This window comes from Alkalimonas mucilaginosa, assembly GCF_036327005.1.
Taxonomy (GTDB): domain Bacteria; phylum Pseudomonadota; class Gammaproteobacteria; order Enterobacterales; family Alteromonadaceae; genus Alkalimonas; species Alkalimonas mucilaginosa.
This window is the reverse complement of sequence record NZ_JAUGZK010000022.1, coordinates 1-18,169: the sequence shown is the minus strand read 5'-3', so window position 1 is coordinate 18,169 and position 18,169 is coordinate 1. Positions and strand designations below refer to the sequence as shown.

At 48.6% G+C, this 18,169-nt stretch carries 31 protein-coding genes; all 31 read left to right on the top strand.

What is annotated here, in order from left to right; all coding sequences use genetic code 11:
• The first annotated feature begins 99 nt into the window (after positions 1–99).
• Positions 100–1,809 carry an acyl-CoA dehydrogenase family protein gene (locus tag QWF21_RS17655; RefSeq protein ID WP_330089362.1) on the top strand — a complete coding sequence of 570 codons (1,710 nt, stop codon included), beginning with the start codon at positions 100–102 and terminating at the stop codon, positions 1,807–1,809.
• Positions 1,810–1,890: 81 nt separating this feature from the next.
• Entirely contained in the window at positions 1,891–2,754 is an 864-nt protein-coding gene (locus QWF21_RS17650; RefSeq protein ID WP_330089361.1) for a phospholipase A, read from the top strand.
• A gap of 214 nt (positions 2,755–2,968) precedes the next feature.
• Positions 2,969–3,280, top strand: a complete 312-nt coding sequence (gene rpsJ / locus QWF21_RS17645; RefSeq protein ID WP_091344848.1) for a 30S ribosomal protein S10 — start codon at positions 2,969–2,971, stop codon at positions 3,278–3,280.
• 29 nt (positions 3,281–3,309) lie between these two features.
• On the top strand, positions 3,310–3,948 hold the full coding sequence (gene rplC, locus QWF21_RS17640) for a 50S ribosomal protein L3 (protein WP_330089360.1): 639 nt from the start codon (positions 3,310–3,312) through the stop codon (positions 3,946–3,948).
• An 18-nt stretch (positions 3,949–3,966) separates the two neighbouring features.
• Positions 3,967–4,572, top strand: a complete 606-nt coding sequence (gene rplD / locus QWF21_RS17635; protein WP_305946473.1) for a 50S ribosomal protein L4 — start codon at positions 3,967–3,969, stop codon at positions 4,570–4,572.
• The gene (gene rplW / locus QWF21_RS17630; RefSeq protein WP_091344853.1) at positions 4,569–4,871 is read left to right on the top strand and encodes a 50S ribosomal protein L23; all 303 of its coding nucleotides are present in this window, start codon (positions 4,569–4,571) and stop codon (positions 4,869–4,871) included. The genes rplD and rplW overlap by 4 nt, the downstream gene beginning before the upstream one ends.
• A 16-nt stretch (positions 4,872–4,887) precedes the next feature.
• The gene (gene rplB, locus QWF21_RS17625) at positions 4,888–5,712 is read left to right on the top strand and encodes a 50S ribosomal protein L2 (protein ID WP_330089359.1); all 825 of its coding nucleotides are present in this window, start codon (positions 4,888–4,890) and stop codon (positions 5,710–5,712) included.
• 16 nt (positions 5,713–5,728) lie between these two features.
• The gene (gene rpsS, locus QWF21_RS17620; protein WP_019677720.1) at positions 5,729–6,007 is read left to right on the top strand and encodes a 30S ribosomal protein S19; all 279 of its coding nucleotides are present in this window, start codon (positions 5,729–5,731) and stop codon (positions 6,005–6,007) included.
• 10 nt (positions 6,008–6,017) lie between these two features.
• Entirely contained in the window at positions 6,018–6,350 is a 333-nt protein-coding gene (gene rplV, locus QWF21_RS17615; protein ID WP_330089358.1) for a 50S ribosomal protein L22, read from the top strand.
• Between the two features lie 9 nt (positions 6,351–6,359).
• Positions 6,360–7,070 (top strand): 30S ribosomal protein S3, encoded by a 711-nt coding sequence (rpsC, locus tag QWF21_RS17610; protein ID WP_091344856.1) that lies wholly within the window; start codon positions 6,360–6,362, stop codon positions 7,068–7,070.
• A 12-nt stretch (positions 7,071–7,082) separates the two neighbouring features.
• A complete protein-coding gene (gene rplP, locus QWF21_RS17605; RefSeq protein ID WP_091344857.1) occupies positions 7,083–7,496 on the top strand; it encodes a 50S ribosomal protein L16 in 414 nt (137 codons plus the stop codon).
• Positions 7,496–7,687 (top strand): 50S ribosomal protein L29, encoded by a 192-nt coding sequence (gene rpmC, locus QWF21_RS17600; protein WP_091344858.1) that lies wholly within the window; start codon positions 7,496–7,498, stop codon positions 7,685–7,687. The genes rplP and rpmC overlap by 1 nt, the downstream gene beginning before the upstream one ends.
• Positions 7,687–7,941, top strand: a complete 255-nt coding sequence (gene rpsQ, locus QWF21_RS17595) for a 30S ribosomal protein S17 (protein WP_330089357.1) — start codon at positions 7,687–7,689, stop codon at positions 7,939–7,941. Before rpmC ends, rpsQ begins: the two co-directional genes overlap by 1 nt.
• A 168-nt stretch (positions 7,942–8,109) precedes the next feature.
• Positions 8,110–8,478, top strand: a complete 369-nt coding sequence (gene rplN, locus QWF21_RS17590; RefSeq protein WP_091344860.1) for a 50S ribosomal protein L14 — start codon at positions 8,110–8,112, stop codon at positions 8,476–8,478.
• Between the two features lie 9 nt (positions 8,479–8,487).
• Positions 8,488–8,802, top strand: a complete 315-nt coding sequence (gene rplX / locus QWF21_RS17585; RefSeq protein ID WP_330089356.1) for a 50S ribosomal protein L24 — start codon at positions 8,488–8,490, stop codon at positions 8,800–8,802.
• Between the two features lie 19 nt (positions 8,803–8,821).
• Positions 8,822–9,361: a 50S ribosomal protein L5 gene (gene rplE, locus QWF21_RS17580; protein ID WP_305946480.1), complete on the top strand. Its 540-nt coding sequence runs from the start codon at positions 8,822–8,824 to the stop codon at positions 9,359–9,361.
• Positions 9,362–9,372: 11 nt separating this feature from the next.
• The gene (rpsN, locus tag QWF21_RS17575) at positions 9,373–9,678 is read left to right on the top strand and encodes a 30S ribosomal protein S14 (protein ID WP_330089355.1); all 306 of its coding nucleotides are present in this window, start codon (positions 9,373–9,375) and stop codon (positions 9,676–9,678) included.
• 21 nt (positions 9,679–9,699) lie between these two features.
• Positions 9,700–10,092 carry a 30S ribosomal protein S8 gene (rpsH, locus tag QWF21_RS17570; RefSeq protein WP_330089354.1) on the top strand — a complete coding sequence of 131 codons (393 nt, stop codon included), beginning with the start codon at positions 9,700–9,702 and terminating at the stop codon, positions 10,090–10,092.
• Positions 10,093–10,106: 14 nt separating this feature from the next.
• Positions 10,107–10,640, top strand: a complete 534-nt coding sequence (gene rplF, locus QWF21_RS17565; protein ID WP_330089353.1) for a 50S ribosomal protein L6 — start codon at positions 10,107–10,109, stop codon at positions 10,638–10,640.
• Between the two features lie 9 nt (positions 10,641–10,649).
• Positions 10,650–11,000, top strand: coding sequence for a 50S ribosomal protein L18 (gene rplR, locus QWF21_RS17560; RefSeq protein WP_330089352.1), 351 nt, complete (start codon positions 10,650–10,652; stop codon positions 10,998–11,000).
• 9 nt (positions 11,001–11,009) lie between these two features.
• Positions 11,010–11,513 (top strand): 30S ribosomal protein S5, encoded by a 504-nt coding sequence (rpsE, locus tag QWF21_RS17555; RefSeq protein WP_330089351.1) that lies wholly within the window; start codon positions 11,010–11,012, stop codon positions 11,511–11,513.
• Positions 11,514–11,519: 6 nt separating this feature from the next.
• Complete coding sequence (gene rpmD, locus QWF21_RS17550; protein ID WP_330089350.1) at positions 11,520–11,702, top strand: 50S ribosomal protein L30; 183 nt, start codon at positions 11,520–11,522, stop codon at positions 11,700–11,702.
• A 3-nt stretch (positions 11,703–11,705) separates the two neighbouring features.
• The gene (rplO, locus tag QWF21_RS17545) at positions 11,706–12,140 is read left to right on the top strand and encodes a 50S ribosomal protein L15 (protein WP_330089349.1); all 435 of its coding nucleotides are present in this window, start codon (positions 11,706–11,708) and stop codon (positions 12,138–12,140) included.
• 17 nt (positions 12,141–12,157) lie between these two features.
• Positions 12,158–13,483: a preprotein translocase subunit SecY gene (gene secY / locus QWF21_RS17540; RefSeq protein WP_330089348.1), complete on the top strand. Its 1,326-nt coding sequence runs from the start codon at positions 12,158–12,160 to the stop codon at positions 13,481–13,483.
• 22 nt (positions 13,484–13,505) lie between these two features.
• On the top strand, positions 13,506–13,619 hold the full coding sequence (gene rpmJ, locus QWF21_RS17535; protein WP_091344871.1) for a 50S ribosomal protein L36: 114 nt from the start codon (positions 13,506–13,508) through the stop codon (positions 13,617–13,619).
• Between the two features lie 125 nt (positions 13,620–13,744).
• Positions 13,745–14,101, top strand: coding sequence for a 30S ribosomal protein S13 (gene rpsM / locus QWF21_RS17530; RefSeq protein WP_091344872.1), 357 nt, complete (start codon positions 13,745–13,747; stop codon positions 14,099–14,101).
• A gap of 12 nt (positions 14,102–14,113) precedes the next feature.
• Positions 14,114–14,503, top strand: coding sequence for a 30S ribosomal protein S11 (gene rpsK / locus QWF21_RS17525; protein ID WP_330089347.1), 390 nt, complete (start codon positions 14,114–14,116; stop codon positions 14,501–14,503).
• A gap of 33 nt (positions 14,504–14,536) precedes the next feature.
• Complete coding sequence (rpsD, locus tag QWF21_RS17520; RefSeq protein WP_305946486.1) at positions 14,537–15,157, top strand: 30S ribosomal protein S4; 621 nt, start codon at positions 14,537–14,539, stop codon at positions 15,155–15,157.
• A 24-nt stretch (positions 15,158–15,181) separates the two neighbouring features.
• Positions 15,182–16,171: a DNA-directed RNA polymerase subunit alpha gene (locus QWF21_RS17515; RefSeq protein ID WP_091344875.1), complete on the top strand. Its 990-nt coding sequence runs from the start codon at positions 15,182–15,184 to the stop codon at positions 16,169–16,171.
• Between the two features lie 38 nt (positions 16,172–16,209).
• Positions 16,210–16,611 carry a 50S ribosomal protein L17 gene (gene rplQ / locus QWF21_RS17510; RefSeq protein ID WP_330089346.1) on the top strand — a complete coding sequence of 134 codons (402 nt, stop codon included), beginning with the start codon at positions 16,210–16,212 and terminating at the stop codon, positions 16,609–16,611.
• A gap of 161 nt (positions 16,612–16,772) precedes the next feature.
• Complete coding sequence (locus QWF21_RS17505) at positions 16,773–18,029, top strand: serine hydrolase (protein ID WP_330089345.1); 1,257 nt, start codon at positions 16,773–16,775, stop codon at positions 18,027–18,029.
• Positions 18,030–18,169: the final 140 nt, after the last annotated feature.

Below are 18,169 nucleotides of genomic sequence, written 5' to 3'. Positions count from 1 at the left end.
TTTTTGTGCTGAATTTGCTATTCGGTAAATTCAAACACTTGTTTGAAAGCTCGGCTTGTGCGAAGCTAACTAACAGATCCGTCCAGTTAGGAGTGCTTCATGAGCAGCCAATACCAAGCCCCACTCAATGATATGCAATTTCAGTTGTTCGATGTCTGGCAGGTCCAGCAACATTGGCAACAGGTACCAGCACTGGCAGAACAATTGGAGCCAGAGACAGCACAAGCCATTTTGCAGGAAGCTGCCAAGATTTGTGAACAGCAAATTGCGCCTCAAAGCCAACTGGCTGATCAAACCGGAGTATCTTTAGACCAGGGCGAAGTTAGTACTCCAGAGCATTACAAAGCCTGTTATCAGGCCTGGTGCGAAGGTGGTTGGGCTGGCTTTAGTGGCGATCCCGAATACGGTGGCATGGGCATGCCCAAAGTATTGTCCATGATGTTGGATGAAATGATGTGCAGTGCTGACATTGCCTTTTCACTTTATCCAGGCCTTACAGCAGGAGCCTGCGTCACCTTGCAGCAATACGCCAGCGACGAGGTGAAAGCCTTGTACTTGCCAAAGCTTTACAGTGGCGAATGGTCAGCGACCATGTGTTTAACAGAAAGCCACGCAGGATCGGACCTTGGCCTAATGCGTACTAAAGCAGAGCCGCAAACGGATGGCAGTTACCGCATTAGCGGCAGTAAAATATTTATCACCGCCGGCGAGCATGATTTAACAGATAACATCATTCATCTGGTACTGGCCAAGCTGCCGGATGCACCAGCTGGTAGCCGTGGTATTTCGCTCTTTATTGTGCCTAAGTTTTTACCGGATGCTGGCGGTAAGCCAGGGCAGCGCAATGCACTGCATTGTGGCTCTGTCGAACATAAAATGGGTATTCATGCTTCCGCAACTTGCGTGATGAACTTCGATGGTGCGGTCGGCTACTTGCTGGGTGAGCCGCATAAAGGCCTGGCAGCGATGTTTACCATGATGAATTACGAACGGCTGGCCATGGGCAGTCAGGGGCTGGGTGCCGCCGAACGGGCTGGGCAAAATGCCTTGGCCTATGCCAATGACCGTCTGCAAGGGCGTATTACCGAACGTGATGCGAATAAAGCTGAGCCTATTATCCGGCACCCTGATGTGCAGCGTATGCTCTATACCATTCAGTCGCTGAATGAAGCAGGTCGCAGTTTTTCGACCTGGGTAGCGCTGCAACTGGATAAGGCGAAATACAGTGGTGATGTAAAGGGGCAGCAATTTGCCAATTTACTGACACCTATCGCCAAAGCTTTTATGACCGATCTCGGTCTTGAGTGCACAGTGCAGGCACAGCAAGTGTTTGGTGGCCATGGTTACATCAAAGAGTGGGGTATGGAGCAACTGGTACGGGATGTACGGATCGCACAGATATACGAAGGCACCAATGGCATTCAGGCTGCTGATTTTATGCTGCGTAAAGTCGCGGCTGACAATGGCGCTGTATTATTTAGCTTGTTTACCGATATCGGAAATTGGCTGGATCCGTCGATTCAGTGGCATCCTCAGTTAGCGACCTATGTAGAAAGAACCCGGACACTTACAGCATCGCTGTTAAACCGGTCACAACAGGATAAAGCTGTACTTGCTGAGTTTGCTTATGACTTTATGACGCTGACAGGCTATCTGCTATACGGTTATGTATGGCTCAAGCAAATTGATGCACTGCAACATGCTGACTTGCCGAATGAAGTGAAACAACAAAAGCAGCAGCTAGCAGCTTTCTATTTTAAGAAGATTTTACCGCGTGCTGAAACACTGTTGCATATTATGCAGGATTAGATGCGCCTCCAATTCACAATAAAAGTGCAGAGATGCGCTTTTATTGTATGATAGGGAACATACACGGAGGGGAGGGGCTTTATGCGTTATTTAGCGGTATTGTTGTTGGTATTTGTCAGTACTCCCATGTTGGCGATGGATGCGTTGGACAAGCGTTTAAAAGAAGAAGACTGGGATAACTACTCACCTTTTACTTTATTGCCACACAGGAATAACTTCTTGCAGCCTTTGAGTTATGCCAAAGGGCTGAGAGAAACCATTAACCGCGACGGTGATAGTGCACCTATGGAGCGGTTTGAGACTAAGTTTCAACTTAGCCTGAAAACACCGTTATGGAGTCGTGTCTATCAGGACAAAGGCTATCTGTTTTTTGCATTCACTCAACAAGCTTACTGGCAATCATACAACAAAGCAGTGTCATCACCTTTTCGTGAAACCAACTACGAGCCTGAGCTTATTCTGGCTTTTCCACACTTTTATGGCGTTGATCAAGCGGCCAGCCGGGTTGTCAGTGTGAGTTTGTCACATCAGTCCAACGGTCGGGCTGGCGAGTTATCAAGAAGCTGGAATAGGTTAAAGCTTAATTGGGTGGGCTCCATTGGTGATGTCTTTGTCAGTGTCACACCCTGGTATCGCTTCCCGGAAAAAGCCAAGCGGTTTGAAGGGGACCCGAAAGGCGATGATAATCCAGACATCAGTCATTACATGGGCTACTTTGAAATTGCTGCAGCCTACAAAAATAATACCGAGACGTACCGGATGATGCTGCGAAATAACTTGAAGAGTGATAATAAAGGTGCGCTCGAGCTATCTTATTCCAGGCCAATGAATAAGTACTTGCGCTGGTATGCCTCATTTTTTACCGGTTACGGCGATAGCATGATTGATTACAATCGACCAGTCACCCGCTTCGGTTTAGGTTTTGAACTGAATGATGTGATATAGCACCAACCAGATACAGAAATCGCTTGAGTTTTCACCGCAATTCTATATAATGCGCGTCCAACCGTTTTATCAGGTTGGTGCGGTAAGAGGGAACTCTTACCCCGACAATGCTCCCGATTGGGGAGCAACTGTACTTCGCTGCAAAGGCTCACTCCATAATTGGAGTTGTGCTTTTGTTATTTTTTGCTCTTTTTGCTCTTTGAGGCTTTGATTTATGAGTAATCAAAGGATACGTATCCGCCTGAAAGCGTTCGATCACCGTTTGATCGATCAGTCAACTTTAGAAATCGTTGACACAGCCAAGCGTACTGGTGCTCAGGTTCGTGGTCCAATTCCACTTCCAACCCGTCAGGAACGTTTTACTGTCTTGATTTCTCCTCACGTCAATAAAGATGCACGTGATCAGTACGAAATTCGTACCCACAAGCGTCTGATCGATATCGTTGAGCCAACGGATAAAACCGTGGATGCTCTGATGCGATTGGATCTGCCTGCTGGTGTTGACGTTCAAATCAGCCTGGGCTGACAAGACAGGTTTTAAGAGAGGTTTAGGAAATGGCTATCGGTTTAGTCGGTCGTAAAGTAGGAATGACCCGCATCTTCACTGAAGATGGCGTCTCTATTCCTGTTACCGTAATCGAAGCGACACCAAATCGCGTGACTGCTGTGAAGTCTCAAGAGACTGACGGTTACAGCGCGTTGCAAGTGACTGCTGGTACTGTGAAGGCAAGCCGCCTGAGCAAGCCAGAAGCTGGTCACTTCGCTAAAGTTGGTGTTGACGCTGGTCGTGGTCTGTGGGAATTCCGCCTAACAGACAATGCAAGCAACGACATCCAGGTGGGTAGCGAGATTACTGTTGAAATTTTCGCAGAAACCAAGAAAGTTGATGTGGTTGGCACATCAAAAGGTAAAGGTTTCGCTGGTGGCGTGAAACGCTGGAACTTCCGCACTCAGGATGCTACGCACGGTAACTCTTTGTCACACCGTGCACCAGGTTCGATTGGTCAAAACCAATCACCAGGTAAAGTATTCAAAGGTAAGAAGATGGCCGGTCATATGGGCGCTGAGCGCGTGACTGTTCAATCTCTGGAAGTGGTCCGTGTTGATGCTGAGCGTAACATCCTGCTGGTAAAAGGTGCTGTACCTGGTGCCATCGGCGGCGATGTGATCGTGAAGCCTGCGGTCAAAAGCTAACGTCTGGGGAGATAAGTGATGGAATTAGCATTACGGGACGCAAAAGGCGTTCTTGAAGTTTCCGAAGCGACCTTTGGACGTGAGTTTAACGAAGCGCTGGTTCACCAGGTCGTTGTTGCGTATGCAGCAGGCGCCCGTCAGGGAAGCCGTGCTCAGAAAACGCGTTCAGAAGTTCGCGGTGGCGGCAAGAAGCCATGGCGTCAAAAAGGTACTGGCCGTGCACGTGCCGGTACAATCCGCAGCCCTATCTGGCGCAGCGGTGGTGTGACTTTTGCGGCCAAGCCACAAGATCACAGCCAGAAAGTAAATCGTAAAATGTACCGTGGTGCCATCAGAAGCATTCTGTCTGAACTGGTACGTCAGGAACGTTTGATTGTGGTTGAAAACTTCACCGTTGAAACGCCTAAGACCAAAGAACTGGTTGGCAAGCTGAAAGCGATGGAGCTGAAAGATGTGCTGATCGTCACCAACGACGTTGATGAGAACTTGTTCTTATCTGCACGCAACCTGTACAAGGTTGATGTGCGTGACGTTCACGGTATTGATCCAGCAAGTCTGATTGCCTTTGATAAAGTGCTGATGACAGCTGCTGCGGTGAAACAACTTGAGGAGCTGTTAGCATGATGCGCGAAGAACGTTTGCTGAAAGTAATTCTTGCTCCGCATGTATCTGAAAAGAGCACCATTGCGGCAGAAAACTTCAACACCGTCGTTTTCAAAGTAGCAACTACTGCCACCAAAGCCGATATCAAAGCAGCTGTACAAAAGTTGTTTGATGTCGAAGTCACTGCAGTAAACACGGTCAACGTGAAGGGTAAAACCAAGCGTACCGGTTTGCGCGTGGGCAAGCGTAGCGACTGGAAAAAGGCCTACGTCACCCTGAAAGAAGGCAGCGAAATCGATTTCGTTGGCGGCGCTGAGTAAGAAGAGGAGTTAGGAAATGGCACTTGTAAAGTGTAAACCTACATCACCAGGTCGTCGCCACGTCATCAAAGTGGTTAACCCGGACCTGTACAAAGGTAAGCCTTATGCTCCTTTGTTAGAGAAGAAAAGCAAGACTGGTGGTCGTAACAACAATGGTCGCATCACTACGCGTCACATTGGTGGTGGCCATAAGCAACATTACCGTCTGGTTGATTTCAAGCGCACCAAAGATGGCATTCCGGCCAAAGTTGAGCGTTTGGAATACGATCCGAACCGTACTGCTAACATCGCCTTGGTGTTGTATGCAGATGGTGAGCGTCGTTACATCCTGGCGCCAAAAGGCATGAAAGCTGGCGATAGCGTGCAATCAGGTGTTGATGCACCTATTAAAGCAGGTAATACCCTGCCGATGCGTAATATCCCGGTTGGTCAAGTGGTGCATAATGTGGAACTGAAGCCAGGTAAGGGCGGCCAAATGGCTCGTTCAGCCGGTGCTTTCATCCAGATCATCGCCCGTGATGGTGCTTATGTGTTGCTGCGTTTACGCAGTGGTGAAACACGTAAAGTACTGGCTGACTGCCGTGCCACCATCGGTGAGATTGGTAATGCAGAGCACATGCTGCGTCAATACGGTAAAGCGGGTGCAACGCGTTGGCGCGGTGTTCGTCCTACTGTTCGTGGTGTGGTAATGAACCCTGTTGATCACCCACACGGTGGTGGTGAAGGCCGTACTTCTGGTGGCCGTCACCCAGTTACACCATGGGGCGTACCAACCAAAGGGTACAAGACTCGTTCAAACAAGCGTACTGATAAACTTATCGTACGTCGTCGTGATAAATAATTTGTGAGGAATTGCCATGCCACGTTCTCTCAAGAAAGGTCCATTTATCGACCTTCACTTGCTGAAGAAGGTAGAGAAAGCGTTGGAAAGCGGTGACAAGAAGCCTATTAAGACTTGGAGCCGTCGTTCAATGATCATACCTGATATGATCGGATTGACCATCGCTGTCCATAATGGTCGTCAACATGTACCTGTGTTTGTCTCTGAAGAGATGGTAGGTCACAAGCTGGGTGAGTTTGCCCCAACTCGTACTTATCGTGGTCATGCGGCAGACAAAAAGGCCAAGAAACGCTAAGGGGTGAATCATGCAAGCATTAGCTAAACACAAATTTGCCCGTTCTTCTGCGCAGAAAACTCGTCTGGTTGCTGACCAGATCCGCGGACTGCCAGTCGATAAGGCGTTGGATATCCTGACGTACAGCCCGAAAAAAGCTGCACATCTGGTGAAAAATGTCCTTTTATCAGCCGTAGCCAACGCAGAGCACAACGAAGGTGCTGACATTGATACGTTGAAAGTGCAAACCATCTTTGTTGATGAAGCACCTTCGATGAAGCGTATCAAGCCACGCGCTAAAGGCCGTGCTGACCGTATCGTCAAGCGTACCAGTCACATTACTGTGATCGTAGCTGATAACTAGGAGTGAGAAATGGGACAGAAAGTACATCCTAACGGGATTCGCCTAGGTATCACTAAGCCTTGGAGCTCGACCTGGTTCGCGAATTCGAAAGACTTTCCGGACTTCCTGAATGGTGATTTCAAAGTGCGTCAGTACCTGACCAAAGAACTGAAATCAGCTTCTGTAAGCCGGATTGATATCGAGCGTCCAGCCAAGAGCATCCGTGTGACTATTCATACGGCTCGTCCAGGCATCGTGATCGGTAAAAAAGGTGAAGACGTTGAGAAACTGCGTAAGCGCGTAGCAGCAATTGCTGGCGTACCTGCGCAGATCAATATCTCTGAGATTCGTAAACCTGAGCTGGATGCCAAACTGGTTGCTGACAACATCAGCAGTCAGCTGGAGCGTCGTGTTATGTTCCGTCGCGCTATGAAGCGTGCGGTACAAAACGCCATGCGCACTGGCGCTAAAGGTATCAAGGTTGAAGTAAGCGGTCGTTTAGGCGGTGCAGAAATTGCCCGTACCGAGTGGTACCGTGAAGGTCGTGTACCACTGCATACATTGCGTGCGGACATCGACTATTCAACCTCTGAAGCATTAACCACTTACGGTATCATTGGTGTGAAAGTGTGGATCTTTAAAGGAGAAATCCTGGGTCAACTGCCTTTGGCAAACAGCAACACCAACAACACGAATCAGCCTAAAGCGCCGAAGAAAGCTGCCGGCCGTAAAGGTAAGTAGGGGTATTGAGCGATGTTGCAACCAAAACGAACTAAATTTCGTAAAGTGCATAAAGGCCGTAACCGTGGCCTGTCGCAAGTAGGCGACAAGGTCAGCTTTGGTACCTATGCATTGAAATCTGTTGAGCGCGGTCAAATGACTTCGCGTCAAATCGAAGCTGCCCGTCGTGCGATGACTCGTGCGGTGAAGCGTGTTGGTAAAATCTGGATCCGTGTGTTCCCAGACAAGCCAATCACCACCAAGCCGCTGGAAGTGCGGATGGGTAGCGGTAAGGGCTCTGTGGATTACTGGGTATGCCAAATCAAACCTGGCAAAGTCCTGTATGAAATGGATGGCGTATCGGAAGAGCTTGCTCGCCATGCGTTCTCTCTGGCCGCAGCTAAGCTTCCATTTAAGACCACCTTTGTTACGCGGACGGTAATGTAATGAAAGCGAGCGAACTGAAAGCAAAAAGCGTTGAAGAGTTGAACGCTGAACTCCTGAGCTTACTGCGTGAGCAATTTAATTTGCGCATGCAGGCCAGCACAGGTCAACTGGCTCAGACTCATCTGCTGAAGAACGTACGTCGCGATATCGCGCGTGTAAAGACAATCTTGACTGAGAAGGCAGGTGCGTAATGAGTGAACAAAACACCCGTACACTGCAAGGTAAAGTGGTTAGCGACAAAATGGACAAGTCCATCGTTGTAGCCATCGAGCGTCAGGTGAAGCACCCGATTTATGGGAAATTCATCAAGCGCACGACCAAATTGCACGTTCATGATGAAACCAACCAGTGCAAAGCTGGCGACATTGTCACTATTCGTGAGTGTCGTCCGCTGTCCAAGACCAAGTCCTGGACCCTGGTGAACGTCGTAGAATCTGCATCCTAAGCAGGGTGAAGATAGAAGCGGTCCGCTAAGGGCCGCTTTTTTTATTGGATAACTACCACTTTTTACAAAGTGCTGTTATAATCACGCGCCCCTCGTCTATGGGGGGGATTTCTATTTGTAGCAGCTTGGCCCGATAAGGGCTAATTAAGTGGATAACGGAGCACTAAGATGATCCAGATGCAATCTATGCTGGATGTCGCTGATAACAGCGGCGCTCGCAGCGTAATGTGTATTAAGGTCTTAGGTGGTTCTCACCGCCGCTATGCTGCAATTGGTGATGTCATCAAAGTTACTGTGAAAGAAGCAATTCCTCGCGGTAAGGTAAAAAAAGGTGACGTACTGAATGCAGTGGTGGTGCGGACGCGGAAAGGCGTACGTCGTCAGGACGGGTCATTAATCCGTTTTGATCGCAATGCAGCGGTGTTATTGAACACCAAGCTGGAACCGATCGGTACACGTATCTTCGGACCTGTGACACGTGAACTTCGTGGCGATAAGTTTATGAAGATCGTGTCTCTGGCACCAGAAGTACTGTAAGGAGTCACCATGGCAACTAAAATCCGTCGTGATGACGAGGTAATTGTTCTTGCTGGCAAGGACAAAGGCAAAACCGGTAAAGTCACCAAAGTACTTTTGGATGAAAACCGTGTTTATGTTTCAGGCGTGAACCTGGTGAAAAAACACCAGAAGCCAGTTCCTGCGTTAAACCAGGCTGGCGGCATCGTCGAGAAAGAAGCCTCGATTCACGTATCAAACGTAGCGATTGTCAATCCGAAAACCGGAAAGGCAGATCGTGTTGGTTTCCGTTTTGAAGAAGGCAAGAAAGTTCGCTTCTTCAAATCGAATAATGAAGTAATCTAATTGCTATTGGAGTAATACGATGGCGAAACTGCATGAAATTTACAAAGACACCGTAGTTCCTGGACTGATGAAACAGTTCGGCTACACCAGCGTCATGCAAGTCCCTCGGATTGAAAAAATCACACTCAATATGGGTGTGGGTGAAGCAGTTGCTGATAAAAAAATTCTGGAAAATGCTGTGGCAGATTTAACTGCTATCGCTGGCCAGAAGCCGCTTATCACTAAAGCGCGCAAATCAGTTGCCGGTTTCAAAATCCGTGAAGGCTACCCTATTGGCGCAAAAGTCACTCTGCGTGGCGAGCGTATGTGGGATTTCCTGGAGCGTTTGGTATCCATTGCGATCCCACGTATCCGTGACTTCCGCGGAATTAACCCTAAGTCTTTTGACGGCCGTGGGAATTTTAGCATGGGCGTGCGTGAGCAAATCATCTTCCCAGAAATCGACTACGACAAAGTCGATGCAGTGCGTGGTTTGGATATTACCATCACCACTTCTGCTGCTTCTGATGATGAAGGCCGTGCATTGCTTTCTGCATTTAACTTCCCATTCAAGAAATAAGGTGTAGGGTTATGGCAAAAAATTCAATGAAAGCGCGTGAAGAAAAGCGTGCAAAACTGGCAGCCAAATACGCTGAAAAGCGTCATGCACTGAAAGATCTGATAGCAAATCCAACTACGTCTGATGAAGACCGTTGGGCTGCTGTATTACAGCTGCAATCGTTACCGCGTGATTCTAGCCCGTCCCGTCAACGTAACCGTTGTCGCGTGACTGGTCGTCCGCATGGGTACCTGCGTAAGTTCGGCATGAGCCGGATCAAAGTCCGTGAAACGGCAATGCGCGGTGAAATTCCTGGCCTTCGCAAGGCTAGCTGGTAAGAATCACGGGAGTAACGAGCTATGAGTTTACAAGATCCAGTAGCGGATATGTTTACTCGCATCCGCAATGGCCAGTCGGCTAATAAAGTTGCGGTAAAAATGCCTTCTTCTAAGTTGAAGATCGCAATTGCGAATGTATTAAAGAGTGAAGGTTACATCGAAGATTTCGCTGTAGCACAAGATAGCAAGCCTGAGCTGGAAGTTACCTTAAAGTATTTCCAGGGTAAGCCTGTTATCGAAACGATTGATCGTGTTAGCCGTCCTGGTCTGCGTATTTACAAGAAACGCGACGAATTACCGAAGGTAATGGGTGGTTTGGGTGTTGCTATTGTTTCAACATCCAAAGGGCTGATGACTGACCGTGCCGCGCGCAAGGTTGGGATCGGTGGCGAAATCATCGGCTACGTAGCGTAACGGAGGGGTAATCTATGTCTCGTGTAGCAAAAGCCCCTATTGCTATTCCTGCTGGTGTTCAGATTAATCTGGACGGCCAGAAAGTAGCAGTCAAGGGTAAAAATGGCGAGTTGACGGTCAACGTCAACCCAGCAGTAGAAATTGTTATCGATGGTGATGTGGTTCGTACCACGCCTCGTGAAGGTTTCGCTAACGCTATCGCACAAGCAGGTACAGCCCGCGCTTTGATCAACAACCTGGTGGCTGGTGTCACAGAAGGCTTCACGCGTAAGCTTGAGCTGGTAGGTGTTGGTTACCGTGCCAAAGTCGAAGGCAAAGTGCTGAACATGAACCTGGGTTTCTCACACCCGATCAACTTCGCTATTCCAGAAGGGATCACCATTGAGACACCAAGCCAAACTGAAGTCGTTGTGAAAGGCAGTGACAAGCAGGTGGTAGGTCAGGTTGCTGCGAACATCCGCGCGTATCGTAAGCCAGAGCCATACAAAGGCAAAGGTGTTCGTTACGCTGATGAAAACGTGCGTCGCAAAGAAGCCAAGAAAAAGTAGGGTAGGAAGATGGATAAGAAACTTGCTCGTCTGCGTCGTGCCAAGCGTGTACGCAGAACTATTATCGAACAAGGGGCGAATCGCCTGGTTGTGCACCGTACGCCACGTCACATCTATGCCCAGCTGATCGCACCTAATGCTGAAGTGATTGCGGCTGCATCCTCTGTTGAGAGCGACATCCGTGAATCGTTAAAGTACACAGGTAACGTCGATGCAGCAACTGCTGTAGGCAAAGCTGTTGCCGAGCGTGCAGTTGCCAAAGGCGTAACTGCTTGTGCTTTTGACCGTAGCGGCTTCCGGTATCATGGTCGCGTGAAAGCTTTAGCAGACGCGGCGCGTGAAGCCGGTCTTCAGTTCTAGGAGTAGCACATGGCTAACGAAGAAGTGAAACAACAATCTGATTTGCAAGAAAAGCTGGTTGCTGTAAACCGCGTTTCCAAAGTGGTGAAAGGTGGTCGTATTTTCAGCTTCACAGCTCTGACTGTAGTCGGTGACGGCAATGGCCGTGTAGGTTATGGTTACGGTAAAGCACGCGAAGTACCAGCTGCCATTCAAAAGGCAATGGAAAAAGCGCGTCGTAATATGACTCAGGTAGAATTGAATGGTCATACTTTGCATCACCCAACGCGTGGTGTGCATTCTGGCTCCAATGTCTACATGCAGCCGGCCTCTGAAGGTACCGGTTTGATCGCGGGTGGTGCCATGCGTGCAGTGCTGGAAGTGGCAGGTGTTCAAAACATTCTGTCCAAGTGCTACGGCTCTACCAACCCAATCAACGTAGTTCGCGCTACAATCGACGCTCTGGCTTCTGTGAAGTCACCAGCACAGATTGCTGCAAAGCGTGGTCTGCGCGTGGACGATATTCTGGGGTAATCTGCCATGGCTAAGAAGACAGTGAAAGTAACTCAGACCAAGTCTGGTATCGGTCGTTTACCAAAGCACAAAGCTACGCTGCGTGGTTTGGGTCTGCGTCGTATCGGTCACACGGTTGAATTAGAAGACACACCTGCAGTTCGCGGCATGATCAATGCTGTGTTCTACATGGTTCAAGTGGAGGAGTAAGCGATGTTTTTAAATACACTCTCTCCTGCAGCTGGCGCCAAAAAAGAGAAGAAGCGTCTGGGCCGTGGTATCGGTTCAGGCCTGGGTAAAACCGGTGGCCGTGGTCACAAAGGTTTAAAATCCCGCTCTGGCGGTTCAGTTCGTCCAGGCTTCGAAGGCGGTCAAATGCCTTTGAAACAGCGTTTGCCTAAGTTTGGCTTTACCTCGCGTAAGTCACTGGTAACTGCTGAAGTTCGTCTGCATGAGCTGACAAAAGTTGAAGGTGATGTGGTTGATCTGAGCACCCTGATGGATGCGAACATCATCCCGCGCACTACCAAATTTGCCAAAGTGGTTCTGTCTGGCGAAGTGACACGCCCTGTGACTGTAAAAGGTCTGCGTGTGTCCAAAGGCGCCCGCTCAGCCATTGAAGCTGCTGGTGGAAAAGTCGAAGAATAACAAAAGGATAGTACGTAATGGCTAAACCAGGTTCGGACTTGAAAAGTAAAGGCAGTTTTGGCGAGCTGAAAGCACGCTTGCTGTTTGTACTTTTAGCCCTGGTCGTTTTCCGGCTGGGAACCTTTGTGCCAATTCCTGGAATTGACGCCGCCGTGCTAGCTCAGTTATTCGAGCAACAACGAGGCACCATTGTTGAGATGTTTAACATGTTCAGCGGTGGTGCACTTGAGCGTGCCTCTGTATTTGCGCTCGGTATTATGCCTTATATTTCAGCATCCATTATCGTGCAGTTATTGACGGTAGTGCATCCGCGTTTAGCGGAGCTGAAAAAAGAGGGTGAAGCCGGTAAGCGCAAAATTCAGCAGTACACACGCTATGGTACCCTTGGATTGGCAACCCTGCAGTCAATTGGTATTGCAACCGGTTTGCCGAATATGATGCCTGGCTTGGTGATTAATCCTGGCTTTGCATTTTATTTTACTGCGGTTGTGAGTCTGGTTACCGGCACCATGTTTTTGATGTGGTTGGGTGAGCAGATTACCGAGCGTGGTATTGGTAATGGTATTTCGTTGCTGATCTTTGCAGGTATCGTTGCTGGACTGCCATCTGCTGTAGGTGGCACTATCGAGCAAGCTCGACAGGGCGATTTGCACTTTTTATTACTGGTCGCGATCGTTGTGATTGTGGTGGCCATTACGACTTTTGTGGTGTTCTTTGAGCGCGGACAACGTCGTATCGTGGTAAACTATGCCAAGCGCCAACAAGGCCGTCAGGTCTTCGCAGCGCAAAGCAGTCATTTGCCATTAAAGGTCAACATGGCTGGGGTTATCCCGCCGATTTTCGCATCGAGTATCATTTTGTTCCCGGGTACCATTGCCACTTGGTTTGGTTCCGGTGAAGGCATGGTTGCTAATTTCCTGCAGGAACTGGCATTAACCTTGTCTCCGGGGCAGCCTCTGTACATGATGTTGTACGCTGCTGCGATTATTTTCTTCTGTTTCTTCTATACTGCGTTGGTGTTCAACCCGCGTGATACAGCAGATAACCTGAAGAAGTCCGGTGCCTTTATTCCAGGCATTCGTCCGGGTGAACAAACGTCCAGATACATCGATAAAGTGATGACTCGTCTGACATTGGCAGGCGCTCTGTACATTACCTTTATCTGTTTAGTACCCGAGTTCATGATGGTTGCATGGAATGTGCAATTCTACTTCGGCGGTACATCCTTGTTGATTATCGTTGTCGTTATTATGGACTTTATGGCACAGGTACAGACTCATTTGATGTCTCATCAATACGATTCTGTGCTTAAGAAAGCGAATCTTAAAGGCGTAGGCCGATAAGAGTTTATTGCGGAGTGAAGTCATGAAAGTACGTGCTTCCGTTAAGAAGATCTGCCGTAACTGCAAAATCATCAAGCGCAACAACGTTGTGCGTGTGATTTGCAGCGAGCCTAAGCACAAGCAGCGCCAGGGCTAACAGCAGAAGCAATTGAGTGGGCTAAGTAATTGGCCCACGAATTGTTTGCAAAATAGACGCCATTTGAGTATCCTTACGGGCTTTTCAAATCGGCACCCATAAATTTTAAGTGAAGGAGAAGGTTAGTGGCCCGTATAGCTGGCATTAACATCCCCGATAATAAACATGCGGTCATCTCGTTGACCTATGTTTATGGTATCGGTAAAACTCGCGCTCAGGCCATTTTGGCAGCAGCGGGTATCGAAGAAAGTACCAAAATCAGCGCGTTAAGCGATGCTCAGTTGGATACCCTTCGTGAAGAAGTTGCAAAATACACCGTTGAAGGTGACTTGCGCCGTGAAGTAACCCTGAACATCAAGCGTTTGATGGATCTGGGTTGTTACCGTGGCTTGCGCCACCGTCGTAGTTTGCCTGTTCGTGGTCAGCGTACTAAAACTAATGCGCGTACCCGTAAAGGTCCACGTAAGCCGATTAAGAAATAAGGCAGGTAACTTATGGCTAAAGCACAAGTTCGTACTCGTAAACGGGTAAAAAAGCAAGTTGCAGACGGTATGGCTCATATCCATGCTTCTTTCAACAACACCATTGTTACCATCACTGACCGCCAGGGCAATGCTCTGTGCTGGGCAACTGCTGGTGGCTCAGGTTTCCGTGGTTCTCGTAAGTCCACGCCTTTCGCTGCTCAGGTAGCAGCTGAGCGTGCTGGCGTTGCTGCGCAAGACTATGGTGTGAAAAACCTCGAAGTGTTCGTGAATGGTCCAGGACCAGGTCGTGAATCTGCTATCCGTGCATTGAACGGCGCAGGTTTCCGTATTACGAATATCACCGACGTGACGCCAATCCCTCATAACGGTTGCCGTCCACCTAAAAAACGTCGCGTGTAATCACAGCGCTTCACGGATTATTGGAGAAAGAAGATGGCTAGATATTTGGGCCCTAAGCTCAAGCTAAGTCGCCGTGAAGGAACGGACCTGTTCCTGAAAAGTGGCGTGCGGGCAATTGACTCAAAATGTAACTTAACAACTGCTCCTGGTCAGCATGGCGCCCGTCGTGGTCGTTTGTCTGATTACGGTATTCAGTTGCGTGAGAAGCAAAAAGTACGTCGTATGTATGGCGTACTGGAAAAGCAGTTCCGTAATTACTACAAAGATGCTGCTCGTATCAAAGGTAACACCGGTGAAAACCTGCTTCAGTTGCTGGAGTCTCGGTTGGATAACGTTGTGTACCGTATGGGCCTGGCCAGTACTCGTGCAGAAGCACGTCAGCTGGTTAGCCATAAAGCAATCATGGTGAATGGTCGTGTTGTAAACATCCCTTCCTTCACTGTATTGCCAGAACAAGTTGTTTCTGTTCGTGAGAAGGCCAAGAAACAAGCTCGTATTGCTGCGGCAATGGAGTTGGCTGGTCAGCGCGAGAAGCCAACTTGGGTTGAAGTAGACACGACTAAGCTGGAAGGTGTGTTTAAGCGTCTTCCTGAGCGTTCAGATTTGTCTGCTGACATCAACGAACAGTTAATCGTCGAGCTTTACTCTAAGTAAAGCTAACCATTAAGAGAGGATACAATGCAGGGTTCTGTCACCGAATTCCTTAAGCCGAGATTAGTTGGGATTGACAAAGTCACTCCAACTCGTGCCAAAGTTACTTTGGAACCACTTGAGCGCGGTTTCGGACATACCTTGGGTAACGCACTTCGCCGTATTCTGCTGTCTTCTATGCCAGGTTTTGCTGTCACAGAAGTTGAGATCGAAGGCGTACTCCATGAGTACAGTTCGAAAGAAGGGGTGCAAGAGGATATCATTGATATTCTGTTGAACCTGAAAGGTCTGGCCTTCCGTTTGGAAGACAAAGATGAAGTCACACTGACTTTGACCAAAAAAGGTGCTGGCCCTGTGACTGCTGCTGATATCCAGCACGGTGACGGTGTTGTCATTGTAAATCCTGATCACGTCATCTGCCACCTGACCGGCGATACTGAATTCAGTATGCGTCTGAAAGTTGAGCAAGGCCGTGGTTATGTGCCGGCATCAGCCCGTCTGTCCTCTGATGACGACGAGCGTCCTATCGGTCGTTTGCTGCTAGACGCCTCTTTTAGCCCTGTAGAGCGTATTGCTTACAGTGTAGAAGCGGCTCGGGTAGAGCAACGCACCGATTTGGACAAGTTGGTTATCGATATGGAAACCAATGGTACGCTCGAGCCTGAAGAGGCAATCCGTCGTGCTGCGACAATTCTTGCTGAACAGCTGGAGTTCTTCGTAGAACTGCGTGATAAGAGTGAGCCAGAGAAGCGTGAAGAGAAGCCGGAATTTGATCCGATTCTGTTGCGTCCTGTCGATGATCTCGAATTAACGGTTCGTTCTGCTAACTGTCTGAAAGCAGAGCAAATTCAGTACATCGGTGATCTGGTGCAACGTACCGAGGTTGAGCTGTTGAAAACGCCTAACCTGGGTAAGAAGTCGCTTACCGAAATCAAAGACGTACTGGCTTCACGTGGTCTGTCTCTGGGCATGCGCCTTGAGAATTGGCCACCAGCCAGTCTGGTAAACAAAGACTAACCGGATCCGGTTCCTGGTTTAGTAAGAAGGAATAGGTCATGCGCCATCGTAAGAGTGGTCGTCAATTAAATCGGAACAGCAGCCATCGTCAGGCAATGTTCCGCAACATGGCAAGCTCGTTGGTGAAGCATCAAATCATCAAAACGACTTTGCCTAAAGCAAAAGAGTTACGTCGTGTTATTGAGCCTTTGATCACACTGGCTAAAAACGACAGCGTGGCAAATCGCCGTTTGGCATTTGCCCGTACTCAGGATAAAGAAGCAGTTGGTATCTTGTTCACAGAACTTGGTCCACGCTACAACGCCCGTCCGGGTGGTTACACTCGTATCATCAAGTGTGGCTTCCGTGCCGGTGACAATGCGCCAATGTGTTACATTGAGCTGGTAGACCGTCCAGATGTGGATATGGAAACCGTCACTGAAGAGGCAGTAGCTGAGTAAGCTGCGCACCGAATAGAAAACCGGGACTTGTTCCCGGTTTTTTTTTCGCTTGCGATTTGTGTCGTTATTCCTTATAACAGTAACTCATGGAATAAATTATTCGGCTTGGTGTTATGTTCGTTCGCGTTTCTTCTTTCTTTTGCTTACTGGCAAGCTTCGCTGTGACGACACAAGCGCTGGAATTGCCGGTGCAGATTGAATGCCGCTCAGAGCATGCTGCGATCTGCCAGCAGGCTGACCCAAACCTTCTAACCAAAATCCCGGATCAGTTTCCGATCCTCAAGAAAGTCTTGGCGGACCCTGAACGTTATAAGGTGCAAATCCAGCTTAGTCAGATTGTCCGTGATGAACAGTTGTACCCGCATTTAATCAGCTACCGGCTTTTTGTCGATGATAAACGGTATTTTTACCCGGCCAGCACCGTGAAGTTGCCAGTGGCCTTGCTAACTCTCGAGTGGCTGCAGCAACAACAGCAGGTCACTTTGGATAGTACCTTTCATACCTATGCCAGCCGTGACTCGCAGCAAATGGTTACTGAGGACGCGATGGCTAAAGGGGGGCGTCCTACGCTTGCGCATTACATCTGGCAAGTGATGATGGTAAGTGATAATCCAGGTTTTAACCGTATGTATGAATTGTTGGGTCAGGACCATATCAATCAGCAATTACGTGATAAAGGTTTATCAAGTGCCACCATCAACCATCGTTTAAGTTTGCCGATGTCTGCAGAAGAAAATCGCCATTACAATCCGCTGGCTTTCTTTAACACAGATAACGAAGTGCTGTTGCAGTTGCCTGCTCGTTCTAGTTCCACCGTCTATCTAAACCCCTTGCTACCGAAACTTGGCTCGGCTTTTTATCAACAAGGTGTCTTGATCAATCAGCCGATGGATTTTAGTGATAAAAACCGCTTTTCCATTCAGGATCTGTCTGGCGTGCTCGAGCGGCTAGTTTTCCCTGAATTATTTCCACCTCAGCAGCAGTTTCAACTGGCCCCTGAGATGCGTGATTGGCTGCTTGCTGCTATGTTGCTTTATCCTTCAGAAAGCATGCAACCGAATTACAGCGCTCATGGCATTGCTGATAATCGTTACAAATACCTGAAATTTGGTGGTCAGCCAACAGAGCTACCAAGGCATCAACGCTGGCTCAATAAAATTGGCAGCGCCTATGGCTTTTTAACCGATGTTGGCTATTTCATTGATTTGGAGCGACAGTTGGAGTTCTTTGTCACCGCGACCATTTATGTAAATGCCAATGAAACTCTGAATGATGATACCTACGAATATCAACAGCTTGGCCTGCCGTTTCATCGAGAGCTTGGCGAATACCTGCATCAACAGCTATCCAGCAAGCCTAATCAACATAAGCCGGATCTAAGGCGTTGGCAGGCATTAATCGACCAATTCGTTCAATAAGTCCGCAAGGCGAGCAAAATCTGAGCGCTTAGACGGGATCTTCGAAAAAAGATCTTGATCGCCTTGTTCGGATCCTTATAATGCGCACCACTGATGACGACAAGGTTACAACCAAGCGTCATCCGCTTCAAAGTGAAGCG

Coding starts and splice junctions, on each gene's coding strand:
- QWF21_RS17655 (WP_330089362.1), top strand. CDS start 100: ATGAGCAGCCAATACCAAGCCCCACTCAATGATATGCAATTTCAGTTG.
- QWF21_RS17650 (WP_330089361.1), top strand. CDS start 1,891: ATGCGTTATTTAGCGGTATTGTTGTTGGTATTTGTCAGTACTCCCATG.
- rpsJ (WP_091344848.1), top strand. CDS start 2,969: ATGAGTAATCAAAGGATACGTATCCGCCTGAAAGCGTTCGATCACCGT.
- rplC (WP_330089360.1), top strand. CDS start 3,310: ATGGCTATCGGTTTAGTCGGTCGTAAAGTAGGAATGACCCGCATCTTC.
- rplD (WP_305946473.1), top strand. CDS start 3,967: ATGGAATTAGCATTACGGGACGCAAAAGGCGTTCTTGAAGTTTCCGAA.
- rplW (WP_091344853.1), top strand. CDS start 4,569: ATGATGCGCGAAGAACGTTTGCTGAAAGTAATTCTTGCTCCGCATGTA.
- rplB (WP_330089359.1), top strand. CDS start 4,888: ATGGCACTTGTAAAGTGTAAACCTACATCACCAGGTCGTCGCCACGTC.
- rpsS (WP_019677720.1), top strand. CDS start 5,729: ATGCCACGTTCTCTCAAGAAAGGTCCATTTATCGACCTTCACTTGCTG.
- rplV (WP_330089358.1), top strand. CDS start 6,018: ATGCAAGCATTAGCTAAACACAAATTTGCCCGTTCTTCTGCGCAGAAA.
- rpsC (WP_091344856.1), top strand. CDS start 6,360: ATGGGACAGAAAGTACATCCTAACGGGATTCGCCTAGGTATCACTAAG.
- rplP (WP_091344857.1), top strand. CDS start 7,083: ATGTTGCAACCAAAACGAACTAAATTTCGTAAAGTGCATAAAGGCCGT.
- rpmC (WP_091344858.1), top strand. CDS start 7,496: ATGAAAGCGAGCGAACTGAAAGCAAAAAGCGTTGAAGAGTTGAACGCT.
- rpsQ (WP_330089357.1), top strand. CDS start 7,687: ATGAGTGAACAAAACACCCGTACACTGCAAGGTAAAGTGGTTAGCGAC.
- rplN (WP_091344860.1), top strand. CDS start 8,110: ATGATCCAGATGCAATCTATGCTGGATGTCGCTGATAACAGCGGCGCT.
- rplX (WP_330089356.1), top strand. CDS start 8,488: ATGGCAACTAAAATCCGTCGTGATGACGAGGTAATTGTTCTTGCTGGC.
- rplE (WP_305946480.1), top strand. CDS start 8,822: ATGGCGAAACTGCATGAAATTTACAAAGACACCGTAGTTCCTGGACTG.
- rpsN (WP_330089355.1), top strand. CDS start 9,373: ATGGCAAAAAATTCAATGAAAGCGCGTGAAGAAAAGCGTGCAAAACTG.
- rpsH (WP_330089354.1), top strand. CDS start 9,700: ATGAGTTTACAAGATCCAGTAGCGGATATGTTTACTCGCATCCGCAAT.
- rplF (WP_330089353.1), top strand. CDS start 10,107: ATGTCTCGTGTAGCAAAAGCCCCTATTGCTATTCCTGCTGGTGTTCAG.
- rplR (WP_330089352.1), top strand. CDS start 10,650: ATGGATAAGAAACTTGCTCGTCTGCGTCGTGCCAAGCGTGTACGCAGA.
- rpsE (WP_330089351.1), top strand. CDS start 11,010: ATGGCTAACGAAGAAGTGAAACAACAATCTGATTTGCAAGAAAAGCTG.
- rpmD (WP_330089350.1), top strand. CDS start 11,520: ATGGCTAAGAAGACAGTGAAAGTAACTCAGACCAAGTCTGGTATCGGT.
- rplO (WP_330089349.1), top strand. CDS start 11,706: ATGTTTTTAAATACACTCTCTCCTGCAGCTGGCGCCAAAAAAGAGAAG.
- secY (WP_330089348.1), top strand. CDS start 12,158: ATGGCTAAACCAGGTTCGGACTTGAAAAGTAAAGGCAGTTTTGGCGAG.
- rpmJ (WP_091344871.1), top strand. CDS start 13,506: ATGAAAGTACGTGCTTCCGTTAAGAAGATCTGCCGTAACTGCAAAATC.
- rpsK (WP_330089347.1), top strand. CDS start 14,114: ATGGCTAAAGCACAAGTTCGTACTCGTAAACGGGTAAAAAAGCAAGTT.
- rpsD (WP_305946486.1), top strand. CDS start 14,537: ATGGCTAGATATTTGGGCCCTAAGCTCAAGCTAAGTCGCCGTGAAGGA.
- QWF21_RS17515 (WP_091344875.1), top strand. CDS start 15,182: ATGCAGGGTTCTGTCACCGAATTCCTTAAGCCGAGATTAGTTGGGATT.
- rplQ (WP_330089346.1), top strand. CDS start 16,210: ATGCGCCATCGTAAGAGTGGTCGTCAATTAAATCGGAACAGCAGCCAT.